Raw genomic sequence first — 25,370 nt, forward strand, 5'->3', positions numbered from 1 at the left:
ACCGATCCCGCTCAACCGCAGTATTTTTCGATGTCGGAGGAAGCGTCACCGGTTGTCGGCACGACCGGGCCGGTTCTACGCTGTGCGCATCATGATCGACAGGCACGGCGGCCGCGGCCCCGCGTATACGGCCCTCGCGAACACCTTTCTAGGGCGAGTCCCCGAACTCGCACGGATCGAGGCCCTCCTCGCCGATCGGACCGAACTGATCACCCTCACCGGTAGCGGCGGTATCGGCAAGACCCATCTCGCCTTGGAAGCCGTCCGCCGGCTCGGCAGCGACCCGGGCATTCACGTGTTCTGGGTGACATTGGCTCGCTTGGCCGCCGCCAGCGACAGCGCCGCCGTGCAACGGGAGATCGCCTCCGCCGTCTGCGGCGCCGTCTCCTCCGACCGGCGCCTCTTTCAAGCCATCACCGACATCCTGTCCGGCCTGGCCTCGACCGGCAGCCATCCCATCCTCGTCCTCGACAACTGTGAACACTTGCTGCCCGCCGCGATCGAACAAGTGGCGGCGCTGACCGACGCGGTGCCAGGGTTGTCGATTCTGGCGACCAGCCAGGAACGGTTGGGCTTGCCCGATGAGGCGCTGGTGACGGTGCCACCGCTGACCGGGTCCGAATCGCTGGCGCTGCTTCGCTATCACGCCGAACGCGTCGGCCGCACGATAGACGATGCCGACGCCGCCGAAACGATCTGCAAGAAGGTCGACCACCATCCACTGCACATCCGGCTCGCCGCCGCGCGACTGCGCCACCATCCGCCCGCCCGCGTCCTGCGCGAACTGACCGGAGACCACAACGACAGCCGCCTGCGCTGGACGCCCGGCGTGCGCACGGGTGTCGACCCCCGGCACACCGACATGGGCAACGCCATCGCCTGGTCCTACGATCTCGCCGAACCCGAAGAACAACTTCTGCTGCAACGGCTTTCGATCTTCGCCTCCGGCCACGACGGCAGCGTCCTCGACCATCCGACCGGGCCGCACCACGGCGCCGAGCTCGACCGCATCGTCGCCGTCTGCGCCGATCCCACCGAACTCACCGCCGAGGAAATCCCGTTCCTGCTGGAACAGCTCGCCGACCGATCCCTGATATCGACCCATTTCACCACGGCGACCACCCGCTACTTCCTGTTGGAGAGCATCCGCGTCTACGCCCGCAGTCGATGTGCCGCCCGCCCCGGCGCACCCGGCGAGATGGCACGACTCGCCGCCCGCCACCGCACCCATCACCGTGACGAACTCGTCAAGGCCCAGCAATCCGCGTTCGGTCCGGCGGAATTCACCTTCGTCGAGTGGGTCCGCTCCGCATGGCCCGACATCGCCATCGCCGTCGACAACAGCCTCGCCGCCGGCGACACCGACACGGCGCTCACGATGGCACTCAGCCTGACCACGATGCACGCCCCCTACATCCTCGGCGTGACAAGGCAGATCCAAGCCTGGACCGAGGAGGCGCTCACCCGAAGCAGAGCCGCCGGTCGGCCCTACACCGAACTCGAAGTGGCGGCGCTGACCCAGCTGGCCTGGCTCATGGGCGTGCAGAACACGCAGGACGCGGCAGATCGGCTGGCCGACGAATGCGTACGCGCCTGCGCATCGGACGGCGTCGCGCCGCCGTGGCGGCAGCAGCCCGAGATCGACTTCGGATTGCCGGCAGCGGTCGAATTCGCCTGCGGCACGATTCTGCTGAACGTGCACAGCGATCCGCGCTCCATTTCGGTGCTGAACCGTGCCCGCCGCAAATTCGAGGCCGCGAAGGACGATTTCGGCGCGTACATGGCGCGAAGCGTCGAGAACATCGCCGAGAGCATGCTGGGCTCCCCGCGACGTGCGGCACAGCTCGCCGGGGACAACCTGCGGGTCAGCGCCGCCCACGGCTCGATGAACAGCGTGGTCTGCTCGGATTTGCAACTGTCCATCGCGTTGACGAGACTCGGGCGCCCCACCGAAGCTTTGGCCATCGGCCGGATCGTGATGGCGAATCGTCTCGCGATCGGACACCAGTGGGACGTGTTGTGGGGTGTGCACATGCGGATGTGGGCGCTTGCCCGCATCCTCACCGACGCGAGAGCCGGTGACATCGACGACGCACAGCGCATCGCGATGGCCGAGGACATCGCGCATCTCGCGGGTGGAGCCGAGACCCAAGCACTCAGCCTGGGCTATTCCGTGGTGGGGCAGGGCCCGTTGCGCGCCGAATCGGATGCGGCCATCTCCGCCGCACGGAAAGTCCTCGGCGACGCCGACTACGACGCAGCCGAAAAGCGCGGCAGACGACTGCGCCCCGAACTCTTCGAAGTCCAGCAACTGGCTCTCGGCGCGCTGCGCATCGCCGCCCGATCACCCCGGCCGAGCGGCGAGGGTGCCACACCGTGGCGGGACCTCACCGCGACCGAGCAGGACATCGCCGTGCTCGCCGCGGCGGGCTGGCCGAATTCTGCCATCGCGCGCCGGCGGCACAACTCGATCCGCACCATCGACACCCACATGACATCGATCTTGCGCAAACTGCGCATCCGCTCCCGCGACGAAATATTCCTGCACATCCCCGCCGATCGCGCGCACGGGCCGTTGTCCTTCACTACCGGAGGAACCAGCGGACAAAAGTCCGAATGCGTCTGAGAACACGCGCGCTCGACGCTCCCGGCGATGAGCGCGGATGTCTCGCTTCCGAAGCGTCGCAACCTTGTGGTCCGCGCTGGCCCGGCGAGCACAGCGACCGTTGTCCCGAGCCTGACCACTCTTCTTCGCGGTGGCGATCAGGACTCGGCGTGGTCGTCGCGCATCACGCGCGGCGCCGTGCGGTGGATTCGCGACGCACCCGCTGCACGACCTCTCGGGGTACGTGTCGCACGATTTCGGCGCGAGAGGGGATCATCAGCTTGTGCCGCACGGCGGCCAACTGCGCGTCCACCGTCCGCACCGACGCGCCGCGGCGCACCGCGATCTCGCGATTGGCCCAGCCCGCCGCCGCCAGCAACGCCACCTCGGACTCGGCAGGGGTGAGCTCGCTCCACCGCGACCGCTCGGCCGACGACGGGGCGGCCACGGTGTATTCGCTGTCGGCGTGCCCGCTGTCCGGCGAAAGCCGGCGCAACACCGCACGGGCCACGTCGTAGTCACCGGACGCCAGCGCCGAGGTCGATTCCGCCCAGGCCGAGCGAAGCACGTCGCTCGCCGGTGTCCGCTCCGCCGACGACAGCACGGAGAGCACCGTCCTCGCGATCTCCAGCCCGACCATCGCCTCAGCCGGATCGGACAGGCCGGTCTGGACGGCGCCGACGATATCGCCCATGGCACCCCGGACCCAGGACATCCCGTCTCGTCCGTGCGGCCCGGCCCCGGTATCCCGCACGGCGCGCAAGCCGTCACGAAAGTACCGGCGATGCCTGCGCCGCAGTGCGGCCGCTCGATCCGGGTCCGCCGAGCACAAGCGGTCCCACGCGAACAGTCGGACGCTGCCGGCCAGGTGGTACCGCACCGCGGTGGCCGTCATGCGCATGCCGACCAGCGACTTGTCCGCCAGCTGTTCCAGCAGACGCGGCACCTGATGCGGAGCGAGCACGCCATCGCCGGAACACACCGCGGTGACGGCCACCGACTCAACACCGTCGCGCATGTCCCCCGCGACGGCCGCGGCATCGTCGAAACCCGGCGCGAACACCGATATACGTTCCAGCAGTGCGCGCTCGGAGGTGTCGCAAAGCTCATAGGACCAGGCGATCGCCTCTCGGACACCCAGATGACGCGAGTCGGCGCCCGCCGCGGCGCCACGCGACCACCGCAACCGCATGTCGTGGTCATCACCGGTCAGTTCCCGCAGCACACCCGTCGGCGGCCGGTGCAGTAGCCGGGCAGCGGCCAGGCGAACGAACAGCGGATTGTTCTCCACCGCACGGCAGATTCGGGCCGCGACCGCGAGTTCCTGGGGGTCACCGCGCAGCGGGCGTCCGATACGGTCGGCACGCCTACGGAACACCTCTACCGCTTGCGTGGTGGACAGCGGCGGCACTGTCACGATGTATTCGTCCACCCAGCCCACGTGCTCCCTGCTGGTCGCGAGGATCGTCAGAGCGGGAACGACTTCGAGCAATTCCGCCACGAGCCCCGACACGCCGGCCAGCACATGCTCACAACTGTCGAGCACCAGCACCGCGGCGGCCTCGCCGCGCGCCGGGGCCAGTGTGTCCGCCAGCTCCGCCACGGGCGAACGCCAGGAACCTGCGGCTCCCGGCGCCGACGCCAGCGCGTGCGCCGCGACGGCCGCCACACCGCTGTCCCGCGGCAGGCCGGCCAACCGCGTCCAGACCACGCGGTGATCGGACGAACGCTTCAACTCACTCAGCGCCCGCTCGGCCAGCCTGGTCTTACCTATCCCTCCCGGGCCGGTGAGGGTGATCATTCCGACGCCATTGCGCACCATGGCCTCGACTCTGCGCAATTCCGCGTCCCGGCCCACGAACTCGCTCGCACCCCGCCCGGAACCACCACTCACGACACCCTCCGCAGACTCGTACGACCAATCGACTCCGCCCACCAACCACTGCGGCCTGGACATCACCTACCGACGCTCGCGACTCGAACTCCGGTCACCGTCATGGAGGTCGGCGACTGCTGCCGCCGACTCTCGGACCGGCTCGCGAGGTCGGTGCGCCACGGTTCACCCGGCCGCCCCATCGCATCGATACGGAAGCGCAGCGCTCACAGGATCCGGGCAGTTCGCGACGAGGTAATCGCGGAACCTCACAATTTCCGACCGAGGCCCCGCATGCCCCTTTCAAAGGTGCTTCGACCCGGCAAGTCCGATATAACTGTCGCGCAACAGGTTCGATCGGCAGTGCGGGAAAACGCGCGTCGCCTTCTGACATCACCGCGTTCATGAAGACTCCTGGAGCAGTGGCTTCTACTGGCAGTGTCGTCAATCGCGACCCGATGGACAAGTAGGGAAAACCCTACACTCGCTGTAGGTGCGCCAATCGACGAGCAGCCGGAAAGCCGCTGCCGAGACAATCCGTGAAATCACTCGCGAAACGGTGGCCTGCTGCCGAATTCCCAACGATCCGCGATGATTCGAATATGCACGATCTGCCCGACGAATCATGTGGCATGCGACGAAATCGTCGCCTCGGCACTGCGGCCGATCCGGTCGAAGCTCGAGGAGCGCCGTAAACCCTCACGTGTCATACCCAGGGCAAGTAGGGATATGGTCCCGAGTCCGCGATCATGCCCGGAGCGCGGGCTCCACGGCTGCGCGCGCGGCCAGCGCCGCCCGTGAGGAGACGTTCACCTTGGCGAACAGCCGGGACAGGTGGGCCTCGACGGTCTTTTCGCTGACGAACAACTCCTCGGCGATCTGCCGGTTCGTCATCCCTCGGACCACACGGCTGACGATCTCTCGCTGCCGGCCGGTGAGACCGTCGAAAGCGGAGACGGGCGGATCGGGATCGCGCTCCGGCCCGGGCGAGGGCTCCGCGAGCAGGGCACGCGCTTCCCGGACGCGGGCTGTCAACTCGGCCGCTCGGTGCGCGGTCGCGATCGTCAGCGCGGCGTCGAACTCACGCTGGGCAGCAGCGGAATCGCCGGACTCGGCGAGCACCCGCCCCAGCAGCAGGCGCCCCCGGGCGGCATCGATCGGCGTGCCGCTTTTCTCGTAGAGCCGCACCGCATCTCGACCCAGCTCCGCCGCGGATGGTTTTCTTCCCTGCGCGAACTCGAGACGAGCCCGCGCGTATCGAGCGTCGCCCACTCGCATGGGCATCATCGCCGCGGCGTCGGCGATGGTTTCCAAATGCCGGGTCACGCTCTCCGCGGCATCGAGGTTGCCCAATTCCAGTTCGGCGTCCACCAGATGACGCAGCCAGTAGGACAGCGTTGTGGGGGGCACCTTGTCGAGGTCGCGGTAGCCCCCACCGGTCGCGATCTGCTCCCGTCCGCGCGCGTAGTCCCCCACTTCCATCAGGGCGGCCCCGTAGGCCAACGCCGGATGATGTGAGTTCACGCCCTGTGGCGCTTCGGCCGCGATTTCCACGGCGCGGAGGCCCGTGGCAAGCGCTTCCTCTCGGCGGCCGAGTAGCGACAACGCCCAGCAGCGCGTCGCTTCCGTCATCGCGGTCATCGGCGGATTGTCCAGCAGCAGTGCCGTTTCCACCGCTTCCTCGACCACCGCGAGGGCGCGCTCCAGCTTCCCCTGCACCAGCAACGCCACCGCCTGCAGGTGCAGAAGGTCGACCATGTGCCGGCCGTGTCCGGTCTCCCGGCACAACCTGATCCCCCGTTCGGCGTGATCCACGGCGACGGACCAACGCTCGAAGTTCACCTCCGCGAACATCACGTCGGTGAACCCGTTGAGCAATTCGGGCGCGATCTCACGGTCCGAGAGCGAATTCAGTATTCGAGCGGCTTCCTCGAGTGAGTCCAGGCCGAACTGCAGGCGCGAGTCCAGCTGGGTGGTGGCCATATAGGCGCTGGCGGCGGTCGCGAGCAGGTGCAGGCGGCGGTCGGTGCGCGATCGTGCTGCCTGCGACAGCTCGGCCGCGATAGCCATTGCTTGTTCCCACTCACCACAGACCATATGGCTTTTCGCCAGCTCCAACCGGTAGGAAGCCGCCTCGACACTGTTCGGCTCCACGAGTTCCGACGCCACGGACAACAGGCGGTGGCCTTCTGCCGGGTTTCCCAATCCTTGCTCGGTCGCCGCGAGCATCACCAGCATCCGTGTGCGATCAACGCGGCAGGCCTCGTCGGCGAATCCGTCGAGCGCCTCGCCGAGTACTTCCCGACTCTCGCGCAGCCGCCCGCACGAGTTGAGCGCGTCGGCCAGGGCGATCACCAGCTCGAGCCTGCGCACGTCGGGGGCCTCGGCAGATAGCAGGCGCAACGCCGCTCGGAACCAGCGCGCGGCGGTGAGAGGTGCGCGCGCCGCCGCGCCTCTCCCAGCTTCGGACAGGACCGCTATCGCCTCCTCGTCGCCGATCGTGCTGCTGTGCTCGAGGTGATGCGCGCGGATCGACAGGTCGGCGCCGCGCGCCGCCAGTGCCACCGCCGCGCGACGGTGTGCCGCGCGCCGCCAGCCGTAACCGATCTGTTCGTAGACCGCGTGCCGGATCAGTGGATGCCGGAATGCCAACCGGCCGCTCACCCGCATGGCCTGCACCAACTGTGACGCCACCAACTCATCGATGGCCGAGGTCGTTTCCCGGTCGGCCAGAGCGCTGATCTCTACCGCCAAATCGAGGTCGAACGGCTCCCCGGCCACCGCGGCGGCGCGCAGCAGGCACTGCGCCGACTGTGACATCGTCCGGATCTCCTGCTCCAAGCTCGCCTGGACGAGCGCGGGAACCCGGCGGCCGGACAGCTGATGGCCGGGCACGAAGGACTCGCCACCGGCACGTCTCCGTGCGCGAGCGAGTTCTTGCAGGTAGAACGGGTTCCCACCGCACTCCTGATGTAGATCCGACAGTTCGTGGTCGGGCGCCCGATCGCCCAACAGCTCGGCTGTCTCCGCGAGCGACAGTGGCCCGAGCTCCAACGCCGACAGCACACCGTCCCGGGAAGCACGGCTGAGCGCGGCGGCGTGAACGGCCGGGAGCTGAGCGGTCCGTTGGGTGAGAATCAGCAGGCAACCGGGCACCGCTCCCCGTAGCAGATACGCGAGGACTTCGAGCGATGCGTGATCAGCCCAGTGCAGGTCGTCGAAGGCCAGTACGATCGGTGCGCGCGTCACCAGCAGTTGCAGGGCCGATCGCACGCTGCGATGGCAGCGTCGCCGCTCGATCGTCGTCTCGGCCGGCGCCGACACGGCCCATCTGTGTAACGCCGGAAGAAGCCTGCCGAGCTGGGCCAAGTCCTCCGGCGTCAGCGCTCGCAGCTCCGGCTCGGGCAGCGAGCCCACCGCGTCATCGAGCGCATCGGAGATCATCGCGTACGGAATCTCCCGCTCGAGCTCGGTCGACCGGCCGACCAGCACCTGGAAGCCGCGCTCTCGAGCGGCGGCGCACGCCGCCTCCAGCAGGCGGGTCTTGCCGATGCCGGGCTCGCCCGCCAGCGAAATCGCGGCGGTCCCACCCGCTTCGGCGGTCCGCACGGCCGCGGTGAGCGCGCGCATCTCCACGACGCGCCCCACCAACGGCCTGCTGTTCTCACACGGCCGTGGCACATCTCCTCCGTAGCAACTCTGAGGGAGTTCGCCCTGGCACAACCCTTTTCGGAGGTATCGTAGCCACCGGCTCGCACCGGTGCGCGACCGCAATACTCGGGGGCCGCTCTGTCACCGCCAGGATCTGCCCGCATCATGAGAGCATGATCACCTCCAGATGGCGGCGTTCTCCCGGGCGTAGGACTCAAGTTCTCGTGCCGGACGGCTGGTGATCCGTTCGACCGTATCGGTCACCACGGCATTGCCGCCGTCGCGGATGAACCGGAACAGGCCCAGCTGCCAGGTGATCGAGCGTTCGTCCAGACCGGCCTTCCGCAGGCCGTCGGCGAATTGGTCGGACGTCAGGGCCGTGTAGCGCAGTTCCCGGTCGGCGGCTTCGCCCAAGGTCTTGGTGACCTGCCGCAGGGACAGGGCCGCTGGGCCGGTGACGACGTGGACTTCTCCCGCATGCCCCTGCTCGGTGAGTGCGGCGGCCGCTACCTCCGCGATGTCACGGGTGTCGACGAAGCCGACCACGGCATCGCCGGCCGGGAGCGCGAGCTCGCCGTTCTCGCGGAGCGACGCCGCGAAGCCCTCGCCGAAGTTCTGCTGAAACCAGTTCGGCCGCAGAATGGTCCACTCCCTATCCGACGCCCGTACATCCGCTTCCCACGCGGCCATCGGAATCGCGTCGGGCAGCTGGTCCACACCCAGCACCGACAGCAGCACGACTTTGCGCGCGTGCCCGGCGGCCGCCAGCAGATCGCCGACCAGGCCGGGTTCGCCGGGCACGGTGTACGGGCCGACTACGTACAGGCTGTCGATGCCGTGCAGCGCGGGAGCCCAGGTGGAACGATCGGCCCAGTCGAAACGCACCGGCACGACGCCGGCGGTCGCCGCTTCGGGAGTGCGGCTTGCCGCGCGCACGTCGACACCGCGGGCCACCAGCGCGTCCACCACGGGCTTGCCGGTCTTGCCGGTCGCGCCGAGCACCAGAACAGTCATCGTTTTCTCCTCGGATCGTTGTTCGAAGAGAAATCTACGGACCATGATCAGGATGATCTATGCCTGAAAATCCGGGATACATGTCCTAGAGTCCGGTATCTGTGGATGTTCTCTCCGACGCGCTTGCCGCGATGCGAACGGGACGGACCCGTGCGGCCCGCACCGACGTACGAGCCCCGTGGGGCCTGCGCTTCTCGGGCGTCACCGGCACGACTTTCCACGTTGTGCTCAGCGGCAGTTGTTGGCTGCTGTCCGACCGCACCCAGCCCCGCGCGCTGAGCCCGGGAGATGTGGTCTTCCTCCGCAAAGGCAGCTCGCACGCCCTGGCCGACAGCCCGGATACGCCGCTGATCGATTTCGTCCCCGAGCGCTCAGAGCCCGGATCGCCGATCGGCCATGTCCGCGTCGACGGCTCCGGCGCGCGGTCGATCCTGCTCTGCGGCGCGTACCAGCTCGATCGAACGCGCCCGCATCCGCTGATGCGGCAACTGCCCGAGTTCCTGCACCTGCCCGCCGGGAATGCGGAACTCGGGCATCTCGTCGGCCTGCTGGCGACCGAGTTCGACCGGGATCGACCTGGCCGCGACGGCATCGTTCCCCCGCTGGTCGACGCGATGCTGCTCTATATCCTGCGTACCTGGGCGGACGAGCGCGCCGATGCGCCGGGGTGGGCGCGGGCGCTCGCCGACAAGGCGGTCGGCCAGGCGTTGCGCGACATGCACGCCCACCCGGCCGCTCCCTGGACGGTGGAGCAGCTGGCGGCGCGAAACGGACTGTCCAGGTCGGTTTTCGCGCAGCGGTTCACTGCGCTCGTGGGTGAACCGCCAGTGGCGTACCTGACCTGGTGGCGCATGACCAGCGCAGGCCGCGTGCTCCGCGATTCCGACGCCCCGCTCCGGACTGTGGCCGCACAGGTCGGCTACACCTCCGAATTCGCCTTCGCCAAAGCGTTCAAACGCGCGTACGGAGTCGCGCCGGGGGCATATCGCCGCGCGGCGACGATCGATGCGGCGAGCGTTCCGACCTGACGACACGGCCCGTTGTCATCGGTGACGCGCAGGTCGCCGCCGCCGCAGCGTGGCGGGCGCGACAAGCTTCAGTTTGTCCTGCGAGCTGAGGGGTAGGCAGTGTTCGCGATCCCGTTTCCGAGGAGAACCACTCATGAACCGACCCCACGACACCACCGACGACGAAGACGCGCGCGACACCTCGGACACCCGAGAGAAGGCGATCATCGAGGGCCACTCCGAGGCCTCCGGCGATCTCGCGGGTCCCGGCCCGAAAAACGACCAAGACGAAGACCCCGATACCTGAGGTCCGTAACCGGCCTGGCGGCCCTCGATCCGCCATTCAAATGGGGTCGGGCTCGTGCGATCCGAGGACGGGTGGTTCGAACGCCGTCGTCCGCGGATCGGCAGGAGGCGGGGTAGTGCGACGGACCCACAGTCCGCCGAGAAGCACCACGGCGGTGACGATCGCGATGTGCACCGCCATCACGACGAGGAACGGCAGGAGGAATCCCTCGTCGGTGACCGCGCCACGATCGGACACACAGTAGAGGGTGTAGTCCACGGAGGTGCCCTCGGAGTCGTGGAAGGTGTCGGATACCACCACGGGTTCACGGTAGGGCTCCGAACAGAACAGTGGCGCAGTGAGTTTCGCCTCACCGGGCCAGATCGATATGGGCACCACGGTACTGAACATGCCGACAACGGCCCCGGTGGACAATGCGGTGGTGAGCAGTCGCGCCATGACTTCACACCTGCTGGATTCGCAGAAACGCTCCCGTGCGGTCGAACTCGGCGACCATATCCGCGCGCGGGGAGGTCACGTTCGCGACGATGCGGATCTCGCGGCCGAAGCGGCTCACGATCATCACGGTGACCTCGCCGTCGGCGAGTGCGCTGCGCGCCAGGGCGGTGTCGACGATGCCCTCGATGTGCGCCAGTCCCGGCACCTCGCTGATCGCGAATCCCTCGGCGTCGATGTCATCGAAGACCGAAACCCGCACCGGTCGAGGCGCGCTCAGCGCACCGAGGGTGAACGAATAGTCGTCGAGCCGACGGGAACCTTCCGGATCGCGCACCCGCAATCGCACCACCGCTTGCCGCGCGGTAGGGGCCGGCCAAGCGGAGAAGAACCGGGTCACCTGATCCGGCTGATCGGACAGCACCACGCGGAACCGGGTGGAATTCGGCGCGGTCAGCAGGATGACATGGGCTTCGAAGTCGGAAGTTCGCAGGCGCTCTCGCACCGCGGCGACCGCCGACTCCGTCAGCCCGTTCACCAGTCCGCCGCCCCGTGCCCGCAAATCCTGCTCGAAGTCGCCGCGCTCGACCGCCCCGATACATCCACCGGCAGCCAGCACGACCGAACACAGTGCGGCCCGTAGCCACCTCCAACGGCGCATACGGGAATGGTAAACGGCCACTCCCCAAATGCATGTCACCCCTCCCCGCTGACGATCGGCCCCCGGTTCATCGCGGCCCGCGTCCGCGCCGCGCAAGCCGAGGGCACCCTGCCGCCCGGCGACCCGGATCTGCGAGCCGACGCGATCATCCGTCTCACGGCGGACTATCTGCTGCCCGCATCCGGCTACGACCTCGATGACGACGAGGTGGCCCGCGACCTCGCCCGGCGGGTCATCGCCCCGCTGATCACCGTCCCGGCGCGCTGGTCAGCGCGCCTCGAACGCGGTGGCGACGATCTGGCGCACCTGCTCCATGGTGGCCGTCCCGTTCTCGCGTGCTACGGAGGTCATGTCGACGTCGGGGAGACCGCAGGCGACGGCCCACTGCCAGGGGTCGAGGTCGCCGTCGACATTGAGGGCGAAGCCGTGGCTGGTGATCCCACGGCTCTGGCGCATGCCGATGGAGACGATCTTGCGGTTGGTGCGCCTGGTCCACACGCCCGTGAGCAGTTCGGAGCCGGGCGGAGTGGCACGGCGTTCGGCGGGGACGTCCAGTCGGCCGAGCGCTTCGATCAGGCGGGATTCGACCTCGCGGATGTAGTCGACCACTCCTTCCCCGGCGGCGAGCCGGACGATGAGATAGCCGACCAGCTGACCGGGGCCGTGATAGGTCAGCTGCCCTCCGCGCGTGGTCTGCACGACCGGGATGTGGCGGGCCGGGTCCGGCAGGTGTTCGCGTGGCGTGCGGCGCCCGATGGTGTAGACGGCCGGATGGCTCAGCAGCCACAGCGTGTCCGGCCGCGCGCCGCTGTGGCGCTGATCGACCAGTTCGCCCATGCGCTCCATGGCCTTGTCGTAGTCGACGAGGTCGTCCTGGATCAGAGTCAGCGGCCTGGACTTCATGGTCCGACGATATCGCCCTGACCGCGAGAAGTACGCCGCCGACCTCCTCCACCGCGGACCGCTCACGCTCGCAGCGTCCAAGGGTGCACGTAGTGCCCGAACGACCCTTCCGGCACGGGAGCCCGAATTCGACTGCGGCGGGATGTTTCTCGCGCCGCGTAGGTGCTATTCGGTGAAGGACTGCGCACAGCACTCACGAGAGAGTGCCGATCAGACAGCACAAGGAGGATCCTGTGGCCGAGAAGAGCTATCGTTCCGCCGAGACCGGTGAATATGTGAGCGAGCAGACCGCGGCGGAGAACCCGAAGACCACCCTGGGCGAGGACGAGCCGCACCACGGTGACAACCGGCGCGACCGCTCGGCGATCACCGGGCACTTCGTCAAGCCCGACACCAGCCGCCGCCACCCCGACACCACAGTCACCGAAAACGGCTGACCTGCGGAACGCCCTGCGACCAACGGGTTCTCCGGGAACATCGTCACGCCGGTTCGACAGGTAGCCACAATTCGCAGGTAGCAGTGCGGAAGTCATCCGCGCGCTCAAGGACAGCAACGATCGCAGGCCCTGGCCGCAGACGCCACGGGTTGTACGGGAACCATTCGGTCGCGGTCGCGGCCCAGGTCTGCTGCAAGGCATCCGGATGAGGTCCGGCGGTGCGGAAGACCGCCCAGGTGCCGGTCGGTACCTCGATGACGCGGAGATCGCCGGGAACCGATCCGTCTCCAGAGACGGCTACTCCGTGCAGATAGGTCAGTTCGCTGCCTTCCGCGCCGTCGGGGTCGAGGTCGTCGCAGACCTGCAGCAGGCCGCTCGGTTCGGTGTCTCCCAGAGCTTTCAGCCGCAGGTGCTCTTGCTCCGGCAGTGCCGCGATGTGCTGCTGGATGTGCGGATTGATGCCCTGGTGGATGAGCGGAACCAGGGCTGCGTGTCCGACGAGCCGGAACGCGGGGCGTTCGATGATGCGGGTCTCCATGGGGCTGCTCCCTTCGACGGTCAGGCGGAACCTGAGCTGTGGCTGTGCGCGAAGGGGGCCTCCGTCCCGGCGAACGTCACCCGGGCCGACGCCGTGGACCGCCCGGAACGCACGCCCGAAGGCTTCGGTCGAGCCGTATCCGTGCCGGACGGCGATGCTCAGCAGATCGTCCCGCCCCCGGACGACGTCGGCGGCGGCGACGGTCATGCGACGCCGCCGCACATACTCCGACAGCGGCATGGCGGCCAGCGACGAGAACATTCGCCGCAGGTGGTATTCGGTCGTGCCGAGCGCTCTGGCCAGCTCATCGACGTCGAACTCCTCGGTGAGGTGTTCCTCGACATGCTCGACCAGCCGGTTCAGTGCCGAGATCAAGAGGCCTCCTTTCGGAGTCGACTCTGCCGAAAAGCGCACCGGGCCCGCCCGACCGCAGCGATCCGATCCAATCAATTGAGTTCGTCCGTCCCCGAGGCACAGCCGACGGGACACAACCTGCCATCTCGCCCAGAGCTGTGTTCGTTGACTCAGTTTCCTGGGCGCCGGCTGACCATGCCGTTCACGTCGGCGTGACCGCGGCGAAATCGCGTTCGCCCAACCGGATTTCACTCGCGCCGGGCCGACTTCGCGGCCTCGACCGCTTCCTTCTCCGCTTCGTCGAGCTTGCGGATATCCCTCGGTTCGGCGAAGGGTTGCACGTCCTCGGGCAAGCCCTGAGCGATGGCTTTGCCATGGTCGAGTTCGGCGTTGATCTCAGCCCCCAGCAACAGCGCGATATTGGTCAGCCACAACCACACCAGGAAGATCACCACGCCCGCCAGCGACCCATAGGTCTTGTCGTAGGAGGAGAAGTTGGCGATATAGACGGCGAACAACAGCGAGACGATCAGCCAGACGAGGACCGCGACCACTCCGCCCGGACTGATCCATTTCACCCCGCCTTGCCTGGCGTTCGGGCTGGCCCAGAACAGAATGGCGAGCAGAACCGACAGCAGGACGAACAACACCGGCCATTTGCCGATGTTCCAGATCGTCACCGTGGTGTTCCCGAGACCGAGGAAGTCGCCGATCTGACGGGCGACCGGCCCGCTCGCCACCACGATGGCAGCGCTGATCACCAAGAGGATCACCGCGACGAGGGTGACGCCGAGCCGAATGGGCGTGGTCTTCCAGATCGGTCGCCCCTCCCCGATGCCGTAGACGACGTTCGAGGCCCGCATGAACGCCGCGACAAAGCCGGACGCCGACCACAGCGCGACAGCGAGACCGAGAATCGCGCCGAGGCCAGCGCCTTGCTTGTTCGCTTGCGCCTGCGTGATGAGCGTGCGTACGAAATCGGCGCTCGAGCCCGGTGCGATCTGCTGGGCCTGCCGCACGAGCTCATCGGCGGCGTTCGGCCCCAACAGCCCGAGCAGCGAAACCAGGACGATGAGGCCCGGCACGATCGCCAGCACCGCGTAATAGGTCAGTGCGGCCGCCAGATCGGTCAAGTTGTCGCGCTGGAACTCGGCGACCGCCCGCTTGACCACCGCCACCAACGACGGTTTCGACAATTCGGCCGGGCTGCTCGGCTCGTCCGGGTCGAGATCCGGCCGGGCTCCGGTATCGGTCGCGCGACCGCGCACCTCAGGGCGGTCCTGCGTACTCGCCGAGTCGACAGCCTCGTCATCGTGCCGGTTCGAAATGCCGCGATCTGTAGCCATGTCGGTTCGCCTCGCTCAAACACGTCTATCGGTGACGCGGGTGCCGATTCTCCCGCGCTGAACGAGTGGTGCCCGAAGCAGCGGTGCTGAAACACCGGACTTCTCGCCGGCGGCGACCGGCCACCCACGGCATCGGCCGGGCTCCGTACCTCCGGCTCCGACAGCGCCGCCATCGCTCAGGAGATGGCCGCTCAGGAGGTTGTCCCCCGGCCTCGACCAGGACCGCTGCTGCGGTGCGGGTATCGATCAGCGGGGATGCAGGGTGATCCGGGCGTTGTAGGCGGGGCTGAGGCCGGTGTGATAGCGGCGCGGGGGCTCGATCGGGCCGGCGGCCGGACCGATGCGGCGATGCTCGAGGATGGTGCGGAAGAGGATGCGCGCTTCGGTCAAGGCGAATTGGGCGCCCAGGCAGCGATGCGCTCCCGCGCCGAAGGTCAGCCAGGTACGGCCGTTCGGTGGCTCGTCGAGGAAGCGTTCGGGGCGGAAAACCAGGGGGTCCGGGTAATGCCGTGGCGATTCGTGAATGAGAAGGATCGGGACTATGACAATGGCGCCTTTGGGGACGTGGACACCGTTGACCATGGTGTCGCGCAGGGCCCGCCGCCCGGTGAAGGGTGACACCGGCCGCAGGCGCATCGTTTCGGCGACCACGGCGTCGAGGTATGCGTCGAGCCGGACACAATCGCCGTCCTCGACCGCCGCGTCGAGTTCGGCCATGGCTGCCGGGTGGACGGCCAGCATCGCGGCGATCCAGCCGAGCGTGATCGCGGTCGTCTCGTAGGCGCCCAGCAGGACGCCACGCATGTTGCGGGCCAACGCGGCGTCGTCGTGCTGGTCCAATTCGGTCCCGACATACCGTGACAGCACATCTTTGCGGCTGTCGCTGTCGCCGGGCGTGGCCCGGCGCGCCGCGATCTCCTCGATGATGACGGCGTCCACCTCGGCCTGGCGGCGGCGCAGCGGCGGGTAGGGCAGGGTGTAGCCGCCGACCAGCGGGGTGAGCAACGTGACGGCGAGGAAACCGCGACTCTCGATTTCCCCGAACCACCGGCTCACCGCCTGCTTCAGCCGATCCTTACGGGGCGCGGCCACGTCGCCGAAGACGACGCCGAGCAGCACGCCGATGGCCAGGTCGTAACCCACCTTCAGGAACTCGAACGGTTCATCGACCGGCCAGTTCGGCAGTTCGCGCCGCACCACCTCCACCATCAGGTCTTCGTAGGACCGCAGTGCCTTGCTCTGGAACGGCGGCGCGAACAGCTTGCGTTCGCGGCGATGCTCGTCACCGTCGAGGAAGATCAGCGTCTGTTTGCCGAACATCATGTCGTGGCTGGAGAAGCGGCTCAGCACCTGCCCGACCGAGAAGTCGTCATGGTTGGCGAACAGCTCCCGCACATCGCTCATGTTGTGGGTGACCAGCATGGCCGGGAATCCCGGCGGCGCGACGACGAACCGTTCGCCCAATTCCAGCAAGGGAGAACGGTGGGTGCCGGGGCGCATCAGTCCACCGATCTGCGCGAGGTCGCGGGTGCGTAGCCGGGGAAGTTCACGCAGAGATATCGGGGCATGCGACATGCAGCCATCCTTAACTCGTTGCTCGGCGACCCGCAAACACGAAATCCCCGCAGTGGCAATAGGAAGCGGGCGAAGGCCGCCGCCCGGCGCAGGTGCCGGCGAACCCGCGACCGCGTATCCGGGCGCGGGCGATCGCCGAACCCACCCGCGATGTGCGCTAGGGTTCGAACTCGTGTCCAAGCTGCGGCGGCGAGTGGTCGAGGCTGCGGAAGCGGCGCTGGCTCAACGCGAATACGTGTCGGCGGTTGATGTCTTCGCCACTCTCGGGTGGGTGCGATCCGGTTCGGTCGATCGCTGGCGGCAGGGGCGGGTGCGGTCGTTGGAGCAGGTCACGGCGGTGGACGCGCGGCGGATGCGGGATGTGGCGGAACTGCTGGGCGAGTGGGCCCGCGAGCGCGGTCTCACCGCGAGCACAGCGGCGTATCTGTCGGGCGGACGCGATCGCGAGGCGCTGCGGTTCGTCGACAACGGCGAAGACGAGGTGTTCCGGGTGCACTGGCTCTCCGCGGAACTCAGTCCCGTGCGGCGCGAACAGGTCGTCCAGCGCCAGAACCGGGCGCCGGATCTGACGGTGGTCGAGGCCGCGGAGCCGTGGACGTGCGCCGAGTGCGCGGAAACCGGCCCGTATCTGATCACCTCCACCGCCGGACCGCTGTGCCCGACCTGTTCGGACTTGGACCACCTGGAGTTCCTGCCCGCCGGAAACGCGGCGCTGAGCCGCCGCGCCAAGAAGGAGAGCATCCTCGCCGCCGTCGTGGTCCGCTTCAACCGGCGACGCAAGCGATACGAACGGCTCGGCATTCTTGTCGAGGAGGCCGCCCTGGTTCGCGCCGAACAGCAATGCCTGGCCGACGACGATGCCCGCGCCCGCCGCCGCGAGCGTGACCACGTCCGACGCGCCGCCCACGACGTCGAGTACTGCGCCCGCATGTCCGACGAGATCCGCCGGCTGTTCCCCGGCTGCCCCGGCGATCGCGCCACGCAGATCGCCGAACACGCCGCCGTGCGCGGCAGCGGCCGCGTCGGCCGCACCGCCGCGGCCAAACTTCTCTCCCCCGAAGCGCTCACCCTCGCCGTCATAGCTTCCATCCGCCACCGCGACACCGACTACGACCAACTCCTCATGACCGGCATCCCCCGCTCGGAGGCCAGGGCGCGAATCCGCCCTACCGTCGACCAGGTCCTCGAGACCTGGCGCGGCTGATTTCTCGCCCGCTTCCCCACGGCCGCGCGGCGCCCGAATCCTCCTATGCCGGGCGAATCGCGGCACATCGCGGGCCGGTCCGATGCCCGGCCGCGCGATATCGGCCGACCGCGCGAGCCACTGGCGACCGGCGCGGCAATCGACCCCGGATGCCGAACTCGTGTTGACCGAATCACTTCCGAGGGCGTACGGTGACTGCACTCACAAATTGAAACGTTTCAACGATGAGGCGGAACACCGATGCCCCACCCCACCGAACGCGTCTGCTTCCTGCTGGCCCTGCGCCCGGACCGGATCGATGACTATCTCGCCGCGCACGCCACGGTATGGCCGGACATGCTGGACGCGTTGCGGGCGGCGGGCTGGACGAACTATTCACTCTTCCTGCGTCCCGAGGACGGTCTGGTGGTGGGCTACCTGGAGACCGCGGACTTCGCCGCGGCCCAGGCGGCGATGGCCGCGACCGAGGTCGATGCGCGCTGGCAGGCGAGCATCGCGCAGTATTTCCAGGCGCCCCCGTTCTCCCCGGCACAGCCGGGCGCGGGGCCGGACGAGTCCGCGCACCGCCTCACCGAGTACTTCCACCTCGACTGAGTCGCACGACTCGGTCCCGACTCCGCTCCACACTCCCCTGCGAAATCCCGAGGAAGACCATGAAGGTAGGCGCACGAACCACGACCGGGTGGAAAGCGACGATCTCCGTCGCGATGTCCAACTACATCGAGGCGGGTTCCATCATCGCCATCGCCACCAGCCTGACCTTCTGGCAGGACGCGTTCGGCATCAGCAACTTCGCTGTCGGCCTGCTGGCCGCGCTCAGCGCCAACGCGTTCGGTGCGGCGATCGGCGCGGGCATCGGCGGGCCGCTGTGCGACCGCTTCGGCCGCAAGGCGATCTACACCTACGACCTGCTCGTATACATGGCGGGCGTGCTGCTCGCGGCGTTCGCGGTGAACTTCGCGATGTTGCTGGCCGCTTTCGTGATCACCGGCATCGCGGTCGGTGCGGGCGTGCCGGCATCCTGGACCTACATCGCCGAGCAGGCGCCGACCACCGAGCGCGCTCGTCACGTCGGCACCGCGCAGCTGGCCTGGTCGGTCGGGCCGCTGGTCGGTTTCGCCCTGGCCGCGGCGCTGGCGCCGCTGGAACTGCTCGGCTCGCGGCTGATCTTCTTGCATCTGTTCGTGGTGGCGGCCGTCGTGTGGTGGATCCGCCAGGGCCTGACGGAATCCAGGATCTGGCAGGACGAGGCGGGATCCCACGCGGGCGCGCCCGTGCGGTCCTTCACCGGAGGCCGGGGATTGAGCGGCCTGTTCTCCCGGCGGATCAACATCTCCGCCCTGCTCGTGCTGATGGGCATCTACGGCTTCTGGAACACCGTCGCCGGGCAGGCGGGCATCTTCATGCCGCGTGTCTACGACAGCGCGGGCGTGCACAGCGCGGTGCAGCAGAACCTGCTGCAGGTGCTGGTGTGGGGTTGCACCGTCGCGGCCACGTACTTCGGTTTCATGTCCTACGCCGACCGGGTATCGCAACGGCTGCTGTACGTGGTCGGCGCGGCGCTGGGCGTGCTGGCATGGTGCGTGCTGGTGTTCTTCACCGACTCGGGCATGCCGACCCTGCTGTTGTTCGCGGTGCTGTGGGGCGTGTCCAGCGGCATCGGCGCGCAAGCCTTCTACAGTCTGTGGACCAGCGAACTGTTCGCCACCCCTTACCGGGCCAGCGCCCAGGGCTTCATGTTCTTCGTGGTGCGCTCGGCGACCGGCCTGCTCAGCTACTTCTTCCCGACCATGCTCGCCGCCACCGGGCTCACCACCGTCGGACTGCTGCTGATCGGCTTGCTCACCGTCGCGCTGGCGATCGGCGCGGTGTTCGCGCCGCGGACGCAGGGAAAGACCCTGCACGAGATCGAGGTCGAACGCTACGGCACTCCGGTCGACGAGACGCACGGGCCTACGCGGCACGTCGTCGTCAGCGCCGAACCCGCAGGCACCGCCGAGGGCACCCCCGTGGGAGGGCACTGATATGGCGGCAACGCGTCCCACCTTCTCGAAAGGCATACGGCCCGTGCCCATCGAAGACGTCCTGGCATCCCTCGCCATCGAGCTTCCGTCTTGGGCGTTCGGCAACTCCGGTACCCGGTTCAAGGTGTTCGGCACCCCCGGCACGGCACGCACCGTCGAGGAGAAGATCGCCGACGCGGCCACGGTGCACCGGCTCACCGGCCTCGCGCCCAGCGTCGCTCTGCACATCCCGTGGGACACCGTCCCGGACTACCGCGACCTCGGCCGCTACGCGGAAGATCTGGGGGTCCGGCTGGGCACCGTCAACTCCAACACCTTCCAGGACGACGACTACAAATTCGGCAGCTTGACCCACACCGACAAGCGGATCCGCCAGAAGGCGATCGACCATCACCTGGCCTGCCTGGAGATCATGGAGCAGACCGGCTCGCGGGACCTGAAGATCTGGCTCGCCGACGGCACCAACTACCCGGGGCAGGGCGACATCCGAGGCCGCCAAGACCGCCTGGCCGAATCGCTGGCCGCCATCTACCAGCACGTCGGCACGGACAAGCGGTTGGTACTGGAGTACAAGTTCTTCGAACCGGCCATGTACATGACCGACGTGCCCGACTGGGGTACCGCCTACGCTCAGGTCAGCGCGCTCGGGGAGCGAGCGGTGGTGTGCTTGGACACCGGTCACCACGCGCCCGGCACCAATATCGAGTTCATCGTGGCGCAATTGCTGCGGCTGCGGAAGCTGGGGTCGTTCGACTTCAATTCCCGCTTCTACGCCGACGACGACCTGATCGTCGGCGCGGCGGACCCTTTCCAGCTGTTCCGCATCATGTTCGAGGTGCTGCGCGGCGACGGCCTCGCCGCGGAATCCGGAGTCGCGCTGATGCTCGACCAGTGCCACAACATCGAGGACAAGATTCCCGGCCAGATCCGCTCGGTGCTCAACGTGCAGGAGATGACGGCGCGCGCCGCGCTGGTGGATCTCCACGCGCTCGCCGCCGCCCAGGAGACCGGTGACGTGCTCACCGCCAACGCCGTCTTCATGGATGCCTTCTACACCGATGTCCGCCCACGGCTGGCCCGGTGGCGCGCCGACCGGGGCCTGCCCGAAGACCCGATGGCCGCCTACGCCCGCTCCGGCCAGCAGGAGCGGCTCGCCGCCGAGCGTGCGAGCGGCGGCGCCGCCTCGTGGGGCGCCTGACCACAGAACCATCACCCGAAACGAGGAATCACCAGCCATGACCAACCCCACGGTCGCGGAACTCATCGCCCGGTCCAACCGGCTCGGCGCCGACCCGAAGAACACCAACTACGCGGGCGGCAACACCTCCGCCAAGGGCACCGACACCGATCCGGTGACCGGCGAACTCGTCGAACTGATGTGGGTCAAGGGCTCGGGAGGCGATCTCGGCACGCTCACCGAGCAGGGCTTGGCCGTGCTGCGGCTGGACCGGCTGCGCTCCCTCGTCGGCGTCTACCCGGGCGTGGACCGGGAGGACGAGATGGTCGCCGCGTTCGACTACACACTGCACGGCCGCGGCGGCGCGGCGCCTTCCATCGATACCGCCATGCACGGCCTGGTGGAGGCCGCACACGTCGATCATCTGCACCCGGACTCCGGGATCGCGCTGGCCACCGCCGTGGACGGCCCGGAACTGACCCGGAAGATCTTCGGCGACCGCGTGGTCTGGGTGCCGTGGCGGCGGCCCGGATTCCAACTGGGCCTCGACATCGCCGCGATCCGCAGGGACAACCCCCAGGCGATCGGCACCATCCTCGGCGGGCACGGCATCACCGCCTGGGGCGACACGTCCGACGACGCCGAGGCGCATTCCCGGGAGATCGTCGAGACCATCGAACGCTTCCTTGCGGCCAACGGCGAACCCGAGCCGTTCGGGGCCGTGCTGCCGGGTTACGAAGCTCTGCCCGAGGCGCGGCGGCGGACAAAGGCGGCCGCGCTGGCGCCCTTCCTGCGCGGGCTGGCCTCCACCGACCGGCGGCAGGTCGGGCACTTCACCGACACTGCGCCGGTGCTCGAATTCCTCTCCCGCGCCGAGCATCGACGGTTGGCCGCGCTGGGCACCAGCTGCCCGGATCACTTTCTGCGCACCAAGGTCGCGCCGCTCGTGCTGGACCTGCCCGCCGACGCTCCGGTTGATCGGTGCAAGGAGCGGCTCACCGAACTGCACGAGGCGTACCGGGCGGAGTACCGCGCCTATTACGAGCGGCACGCCACCCCGGACTCCCCGGCCATGCGCGGCGCCGACCCCGCCATCGTGCTGATCCCGGGCGTCGGCATGTTCAGCTACGGCGCCGACAAGCAGACCGCGCGGGTGGCGGGCGAGTTCTATCTCAACGCCATCAATGTCATGCGCGGGGCCGAATCGGTGTCTCGATACCAGCCGATCGACGAGGCGGAGAAATTCCGGATCGAGTATTGGGCGCTGGAGGAGGCCAAGTTGGCCCGCAGGCCGGGACCCAAGCCGCTGGCCACCCGAATCGCCCTGGTCACCGGCGCGGCGTCCGGCATCGGCAAGGCCATCGCGCAGCGGCTGGCCGCCGAGGGCGCCTGTGTGGTGGTCGCCGACCGGGACGGCGAGAAGGCCATCGAGGTCGCGGCCGAGATCGGCTCGGCCGACGTGGCGGTCGGCATCAGTGCCGACGTCACCGATGAGGGGCAGGTCCAGGCCGCGGTGGACGCGGCGGTGCTCGCGTTCGGCGGCCTGGACCTGGTGATCAACAATGCCGGGCTCTCGCTGTCGAAGTCGCTGCTGGAAACGACGGAAGCGGACTGGGACCTGCAGCACGACGTCATGGCCAAAGGCTCGTTCCTGGTGTCCAAGGCGGCTGCCCGCGCGCTGATCGAGCAGCGGATGGGCGGCGACATCCTCTACATCTCGTCCAAGAACTCGGTTTTCGCGGGCTCGAACAACATCGCGTACTCGGCGGCCAAGGCCGACCAGGCCCACCAGGTGCGGTTGCTGGCCGCCGAACTCGGCGAACACGGCATCAAGGTCAACGGCATCAACCCCGACGGGGTGGTGCGCGGCTCGGGCATCTTCGCCGGCGGCTGGGGCGCGCAGCGCGCCGCCGTCTACGGGGTGGAGGAGTCCGAGCTGGGCGCCTTCTACGCCCAGCGCACGCTGCTCAAGCGGGAGGTGCTGCCCGAGCACATCGCCAATGCCGCTTTCGCGCTGTGCAGCGCGGACTTCTCGCACACCACCGGCCTGCACGTGCCGGTCGACGCCGGGGTCGCCGCGGCGTTCCTGCGATGACCGGCACCGGCGCGGTGGCCGCGGTCGATCTCGGGGCCACCAGCGGACGGGTGATGCTGGCCCGGGTCGGCCCGGGCCGGATCACCATGCGCCAGGTCGCCCGGTTCGCCAACGACCCGCTGCCACTGTGGAACGGCGCACGCGACGCGCTGCATTGGGACCTGCCCGGGCTGTACCGGCAGGTCGGACGCGGGCTCGCCGCGGCGGCCCGGCTGGCGCCGGACCTCCTCGGCGCCGGGATCGACTCGTGGGCGGTCGATTACGGGCTGCTCCGAAACGGCAGGTTGCTCGGACTGCCCTATCACTACCGCGACGACCGCAGCGCCGAGGGCGTCGCCGCCGTGCACGCCACCGTCGCCCAGACGGATCTCTACGACCGCAACGGCCTGCAATTCCTGCCCTTCACCACCGTCTACCAGCTGGCTGCCGAACGGTTGGCGGGCACCCTCGCCCCCGCCGACACCGCCCTGCTGATCCCGGATCTGTTGGGCTTCTGGCTCACCGGAATCCAGGTGACCGAGCGGACCAACGCCTCTACCACCGGACTGCTCGGCGTCGACGGCGAATGGGACGCCGACCTCCGCGCCCGGCTCGCACTCCCCGACCTCTTCCCGTCCCTCGCCGATCCCGGGACCACGCTGGGTCCACTGCTGCCCGGCATCGCGTCCGGGTTCGGCTTGGACGACAAGCTCACCCTGACCACGGTGGCCTCGCACGACACCGCGTCCGCGGTCGCCGCGGTGCCGATGACGCCGGAGTCCGCCGCCTACATCTCGTGCGGCACCTGGGCGCTGGCGGGCGTGGAAATCACCAGGCCGTTGATCGATCCGGCGAGCCGGGCCGCCAACTTCACCAACGAAGCGGCACTGGACGGGCGTACCCGTTTCCTGCGCAACGTGATGGGGCTGTGGCTGCTCAGCGAGTCCGTGCGGCACTGGCAGCGCGAGGACGCCACCGCCGACCTGGCACGGCTGCTCGCCGCGGCGGCCGAAGCACCCGCTCCGGTCGCGATGTTCGACGTGGACGATCCGGTGTTCCTCGCGCCCGGCGACATCCCCGGGCGCATAGCGGACTGGTACACCGCACGCGATCTTCCGGTGCCGGACGGCCCGGTCCCCATGGTGCGCGCGATCGTGGAGAGCCTCGCCGCCGCCTTCGCCGCCTGCGTACGAACCGCCGCCGAACTCAGCGGCACCCCCGTGCGCACCATCCATCTCGTCGGTGGCGGTGCGCGCAACCAGTTGCTGTGCCGGTTGCTGGCCGACCACGCCGGCATACCGGTGCTGGCCGGTCCCGTAGAGGCGACCTCGCTCGGAAACATACTTGTGCAGGCTCGCACGCACGGGCTGCTACACGGTGACGTGGACGCGCTGCGGACCGAGGTCGCCACCGCGTACCCTCCGCAGCGGTACCTGCCGCGCACCGAAACCGCCAGGAAGGCAGGCTGATGAAACGGCAAGTACCCAAGCCCCGCGATCTCGCGCCGCTGCTGCGCTTCCGGAAACCGCGTCTGAACGGGACCGAGCGCCGCCTGAACGCCGCGCTCACCATCGAGGACCTGCGCCGCATCGCCAAGCGCCGCACCCCGCGCGCCGCGTTCGACTACACCGACGGAGCAGCCGAGGCGGAGATCTCCCTGGACCGGGCCCGGCAGGCATTCCTGGACATCGAATTCCACCCGGCCATCCTGCGTGATGTCGCCGAGGTCGGCACCGGCTGGGAGGTACTCGGCGGGCCGGTCTCGCTGCCTTTCGGCATCGCGCCCACCGGGTTCACGCGGATGATGCACACCGAGGGCGAGTACGCGGGCGCCCGGGTGGCCGGCCGCGCCGGTATCCCGTTCTCGCTGTCCACCATGGGAACCGCGTCCATCGAGGATGTCGCCGCCGCGAACCCGCACGGGCGCAACTGGTTCCAGCTCTACATGTGGAAGGATCGAGACCGCTCCATGGCGCTGGTGGAGCGTGCCGCGGCCGCGGGGTTCGACACCCTGCTGGTGACCGTGGACGTTCCGGTGGCCGGCGCCCGGCTGCGCGACACACGCAACGGCATGTCCATCCCACCCGCCCTCACACCCGCCACGGTGCTGGACGCGCTGCCCCGGCCGCGCTGGTGGATCGACTTCCTCACCACCGAGCCACTGGCCTTCGCCTCCCTGGACCGC

The 25,370-nt window shown here is 68.6% G+C and carries 20 protein-coding genes; 11 read left to right on the plus strand and 9 right to left on the minus strand.

The window, feature by feature from the left end; translation table 11 throughout:
- Positions 1 to 91: 91 nt before the first annotated feature.
- The gene (locus tag ON27_RS38635) at positions 92 to 2,626 is read left to right on the plus strand and encodes a helix-turn-helix transcriptional regulator (RefSeq protein ID WP_157227954.1); all 2,535 of its coding nucleotides are present in this window, start codon (positions 92 to 94) and stop codon (positions 2,624 to 2,626) included.
- A 163-nt stretch (positions 2,627 to 2,789) separates the two neighbouring features.
- On the opposite strand, the gene ON27_RS38640 is transcribed toward ON27_RS38635, so the two are convergent.
- The 3 genes from ON27_RS38640 to ON27_RS38650 all read right to left on the minus strand — a co-directional run bounded on the left by ON27_RS38640 (position 2,790) and on the right by ON27_RS38650 (position 9,143).
- A complete protein-coding gene (locus ON27_RS38640; protein WP_169334590.1) occupies positions 2,790 to 4,499 on the minus strand; it encodes an ATP-binding protein in 1,710 nt (569 codons plus the stop codon).
- 726 nt (positions 4,500 to 5,225) lie between these two features.
- A complete protein-coding gene (locus ON27_RS38645; RefSeq protein WP_157227958.1) occupies positions 5,226 to 8,159 on the minus strand; it encodes a helix-turn-helix transcriptional regulator in 2,934 nt (977 codons plus the stop codon).
- Between the two features lie 147 nt (positions 8,160 to 8,306).
- Positions 8,307 to 9,143: an NAD(P)H-binding protein gene (locus ON27_RS38650; protein WP_051047544.1), complete on the minus strand. Its 837-nt coding sequence runs from the start codon at positions 9,141 to 9,143 to the stop codon at positions 8,307 to 8,309.
- A gap of 101 nt (positions 9,144 to 9,244) precedes the next feature.
- On the opposite strand from ON27_RS38650, the gene ON27_RS38655 reads away from it, so the two are divergent.
- Both ON27_RS38655 and ON27_RS43765 read left to right on the plus strand, forming a co-directional pair.
- Complete coding sequence (locus tag ON27_RS38655; RefSeq protein ID WP_043738952.1) at positions 9,245 to 10,171, plus strand: AraC family transcriptional regulator; 927 nt, start codon at positions 9,245 to 9,247, stop codon at positions 10,169 to 10,171.
- Positions 10,172 to 10,304: 133 nt separating this feature from the next.
- On the plus strand, positions 10,305 to 10,457 hold the full coding sequence (locus ON27_RS43765) for a hypothetical protein (protein WP_157227960.1): 153 nt from the start codon (positions 10,305 to 10,307) through the stop codon (positions 10,455 to 10,457).
- Between the two features lie 36 nt (positions 10,458 to 10,493).
- Here ON27_RS43765 and ON27_RS38660 read toward each other — a convergent pair whose 3' ends face one another.
- The 3 genes from ON27_RS38660 to lipB all read right to left on the minus strand — a co-directional run bounded on the left by ON27_RS38660 (position 10,494) and on the right by lipB (position 12,456).
- Positions 10,494 to 10,895 (minus strand): hypothetical protein, encoded by a 402-nt coding sequence (locus ON27_RS38660; RefSeq protein WP_051047545.1) that lies wholly within the window; start codon positions 10,893 to 10,895, stop codon positions 10,494 to 10,496.
- Between the two features lie 4 nt (positions 10,896 to 10,899).
- A complete protein-coding gene (locus tag ON27_RS38665) occupies positions 10,900 to 11,553 on the minus strand; it encodes a hypothetical protein (protein ID WP_157227961.1) in 654 nt (217 codons plus the stop codon).
- 267 nt (positions 11,554 to 11,820) lie between these two features.
- Positions 11,821 to 12,456, minus strand: coding sequence for a lipoyl(octanoyl) transferase LipB (gene lipB / locus ON27_RS38670; RefSeq protein WP_051047546.1), 636 nt, complete (start codon positions 12,454 to 12,456; stop codon positions 11,821 to 11,823).
- A gap of 233 nt (positions 12,457 to 12,689) precedes the next feature.
- Here lipB and ON27_RS38675 point away from each other — a divergent pair, with 233 nt between their 5' ends.
- On the plus strand, positions 12,690 to 12,893 hold the full coding sequence (locus ON27_RS38675; protein ID WP_043739022.1) for a hypothetical protein: 204 nt from the start codon (positions 12,690 to 12,692) through the stop codon (positions 12,891 to 12,893).
- A 43-nt stretch (positions 12,894 to 12,936) separates the two neighbouring features.
- Here the strand turns inward: ON27_RS38675 and ON27_RS38680 are convergent, their stop codons facing one another.
- From ON27_RS38680 to ON27_RS38690, 3 genes are all read right to left on the minus strand, one after another.
- A complete protein-coding gene (locus ON27_RS38680; protein ID WP_043738956.1) occupies positions 12,937 to 13,806 on the minus strand; it encodes an AraC family transcriptional regulator in 870 nt (289 codons plus the stop codon).
- Between the two features lie 227 nt (positions 13,807 to 14,033).
- Positions 14,034 to 15,131, minus strand: coding sequence for a YihY/virulence factor BrkB family protein (locus tag ON27_RS38685; RefSeq protein WP_083888162.1), 1,098 nt, complete (start codon positions 15,129 to 15,131; stop codon positions 14,034 to 14,036).
- A 246-nt stretch (positions 15,132 to 15,377) separates the two neighbouring features.
- Positions 15,378 to 16,706 carry a cytochrome P450 gene (locus ON27_RS38690; protein WP_043738960.1) on the minus strand — a complete coding sequence of 443 codons (1,329 nt, stop codon included), beginning with the start codon at positions 16,704 to 16,706 and terminating at the stop codon, positions 15,378 to 15,380.
- Between the two features lie 172 nt (positions 16,707 to 16,878).
- On the opposite strand from ON27_RS38690, the gene ON27_RS38695 reads away from it, so the two are divergent.
- The 7 genes from ON27_RS38695 to ON27_RS38725 all read left to right on the plus strand — a co-directional run.
- A complete protein-coding gene (locus ON27_RS38695) occupies positions 16,879 to 17,910 on the plus strand; it encodes a DUF2293 domain-containing protein (protein ID WP_043738961.1) in 1,032 nt (343 codons plus the stop codon).
- 240 nt (positions 17,911 to 18,150) lie between these two features.
- Entirely contained in the window at positions 18,151 to 18,504 is a 354-nt protein-coding gene (locus tag ON27_RS38700) for an L-rhamnose mutarotase (protein WP_043738963.1), read from the plus strand.
- A 59-nt stretch (positions 18,505 to 18,563) separates the two neighbouring features.
- On the plus strand, positions 18,564 to 19,934 hold the full coding sequence (locus ON27_RS38705) for an MFS transporter (RefSeq protein ID WP_051047547.1): 1,371 nt from the start codon (positions 18,564 to 18,566) through the stop codon (positions 19,932 to 19,934).
- A 1-nt stretch (position 19,935) separates the two neighbouring features.
- Positions 19,936 to 21,132, plus strand: a complete 1,197-nt coding sequence (rhaI, locus tag ON27_RS38710; protein ID WP_051047548.1) for an L-rhamnose isomerase — start codon at positions 19,936 to 19,938, stop codon at positions 21,130 to 21,132.
- Between the two features lie 37 nt (positions 21,133 to 21,169).
- Positions 21,170 to 23,206, plus strand: coding sequence for a bifunctional rhamnulose-1-phosphate aldolase/short-chain dehydrogenase (locus ON27_RS38715; RefSeq protein WP_043738967.1), 2,037 nt, complete (start codon positions 21,170 to 21,172; stop codon positions 23,204 to 23,206).
- On the plus strand, positions 23,203 to 24,654 hold the full coding sequence (locus tag ON27_RS38720; protein ID WP_043738972.1) for a rhamnulokinase: 1,452 nt from the start codon (positions 23,203 to 23,205) through the stop codon (positions 24,652 to 24,654). Before ON27_RS38715 ends, ON27_RS38720 begins: the two co-directional genes overlap by 4 nt.
- Positions 24,654 to 25,370 (plus strand): alpha-hydroxy acid oxidase (locus ON27_RS38725; protein ID WP_174377926.1); only part of this gene is annotated, 717 nt, incomplete at its 3' end. The genes ON27_RS38720 and ON27_RS38725, both read left to right, overlap by 1 nt.

Origin of the sequence: Nocardia asiatica NBRC 100129, from assembly GCF_000308415.1 — a bacterium.
Taxonomy (GTDB): domain Bacteria; phylum Actinomycetota; class Actinomycetes; order Mycobacteriales; family Mycobacteriaceae; genus Nocardia; species Nocardia asiatica.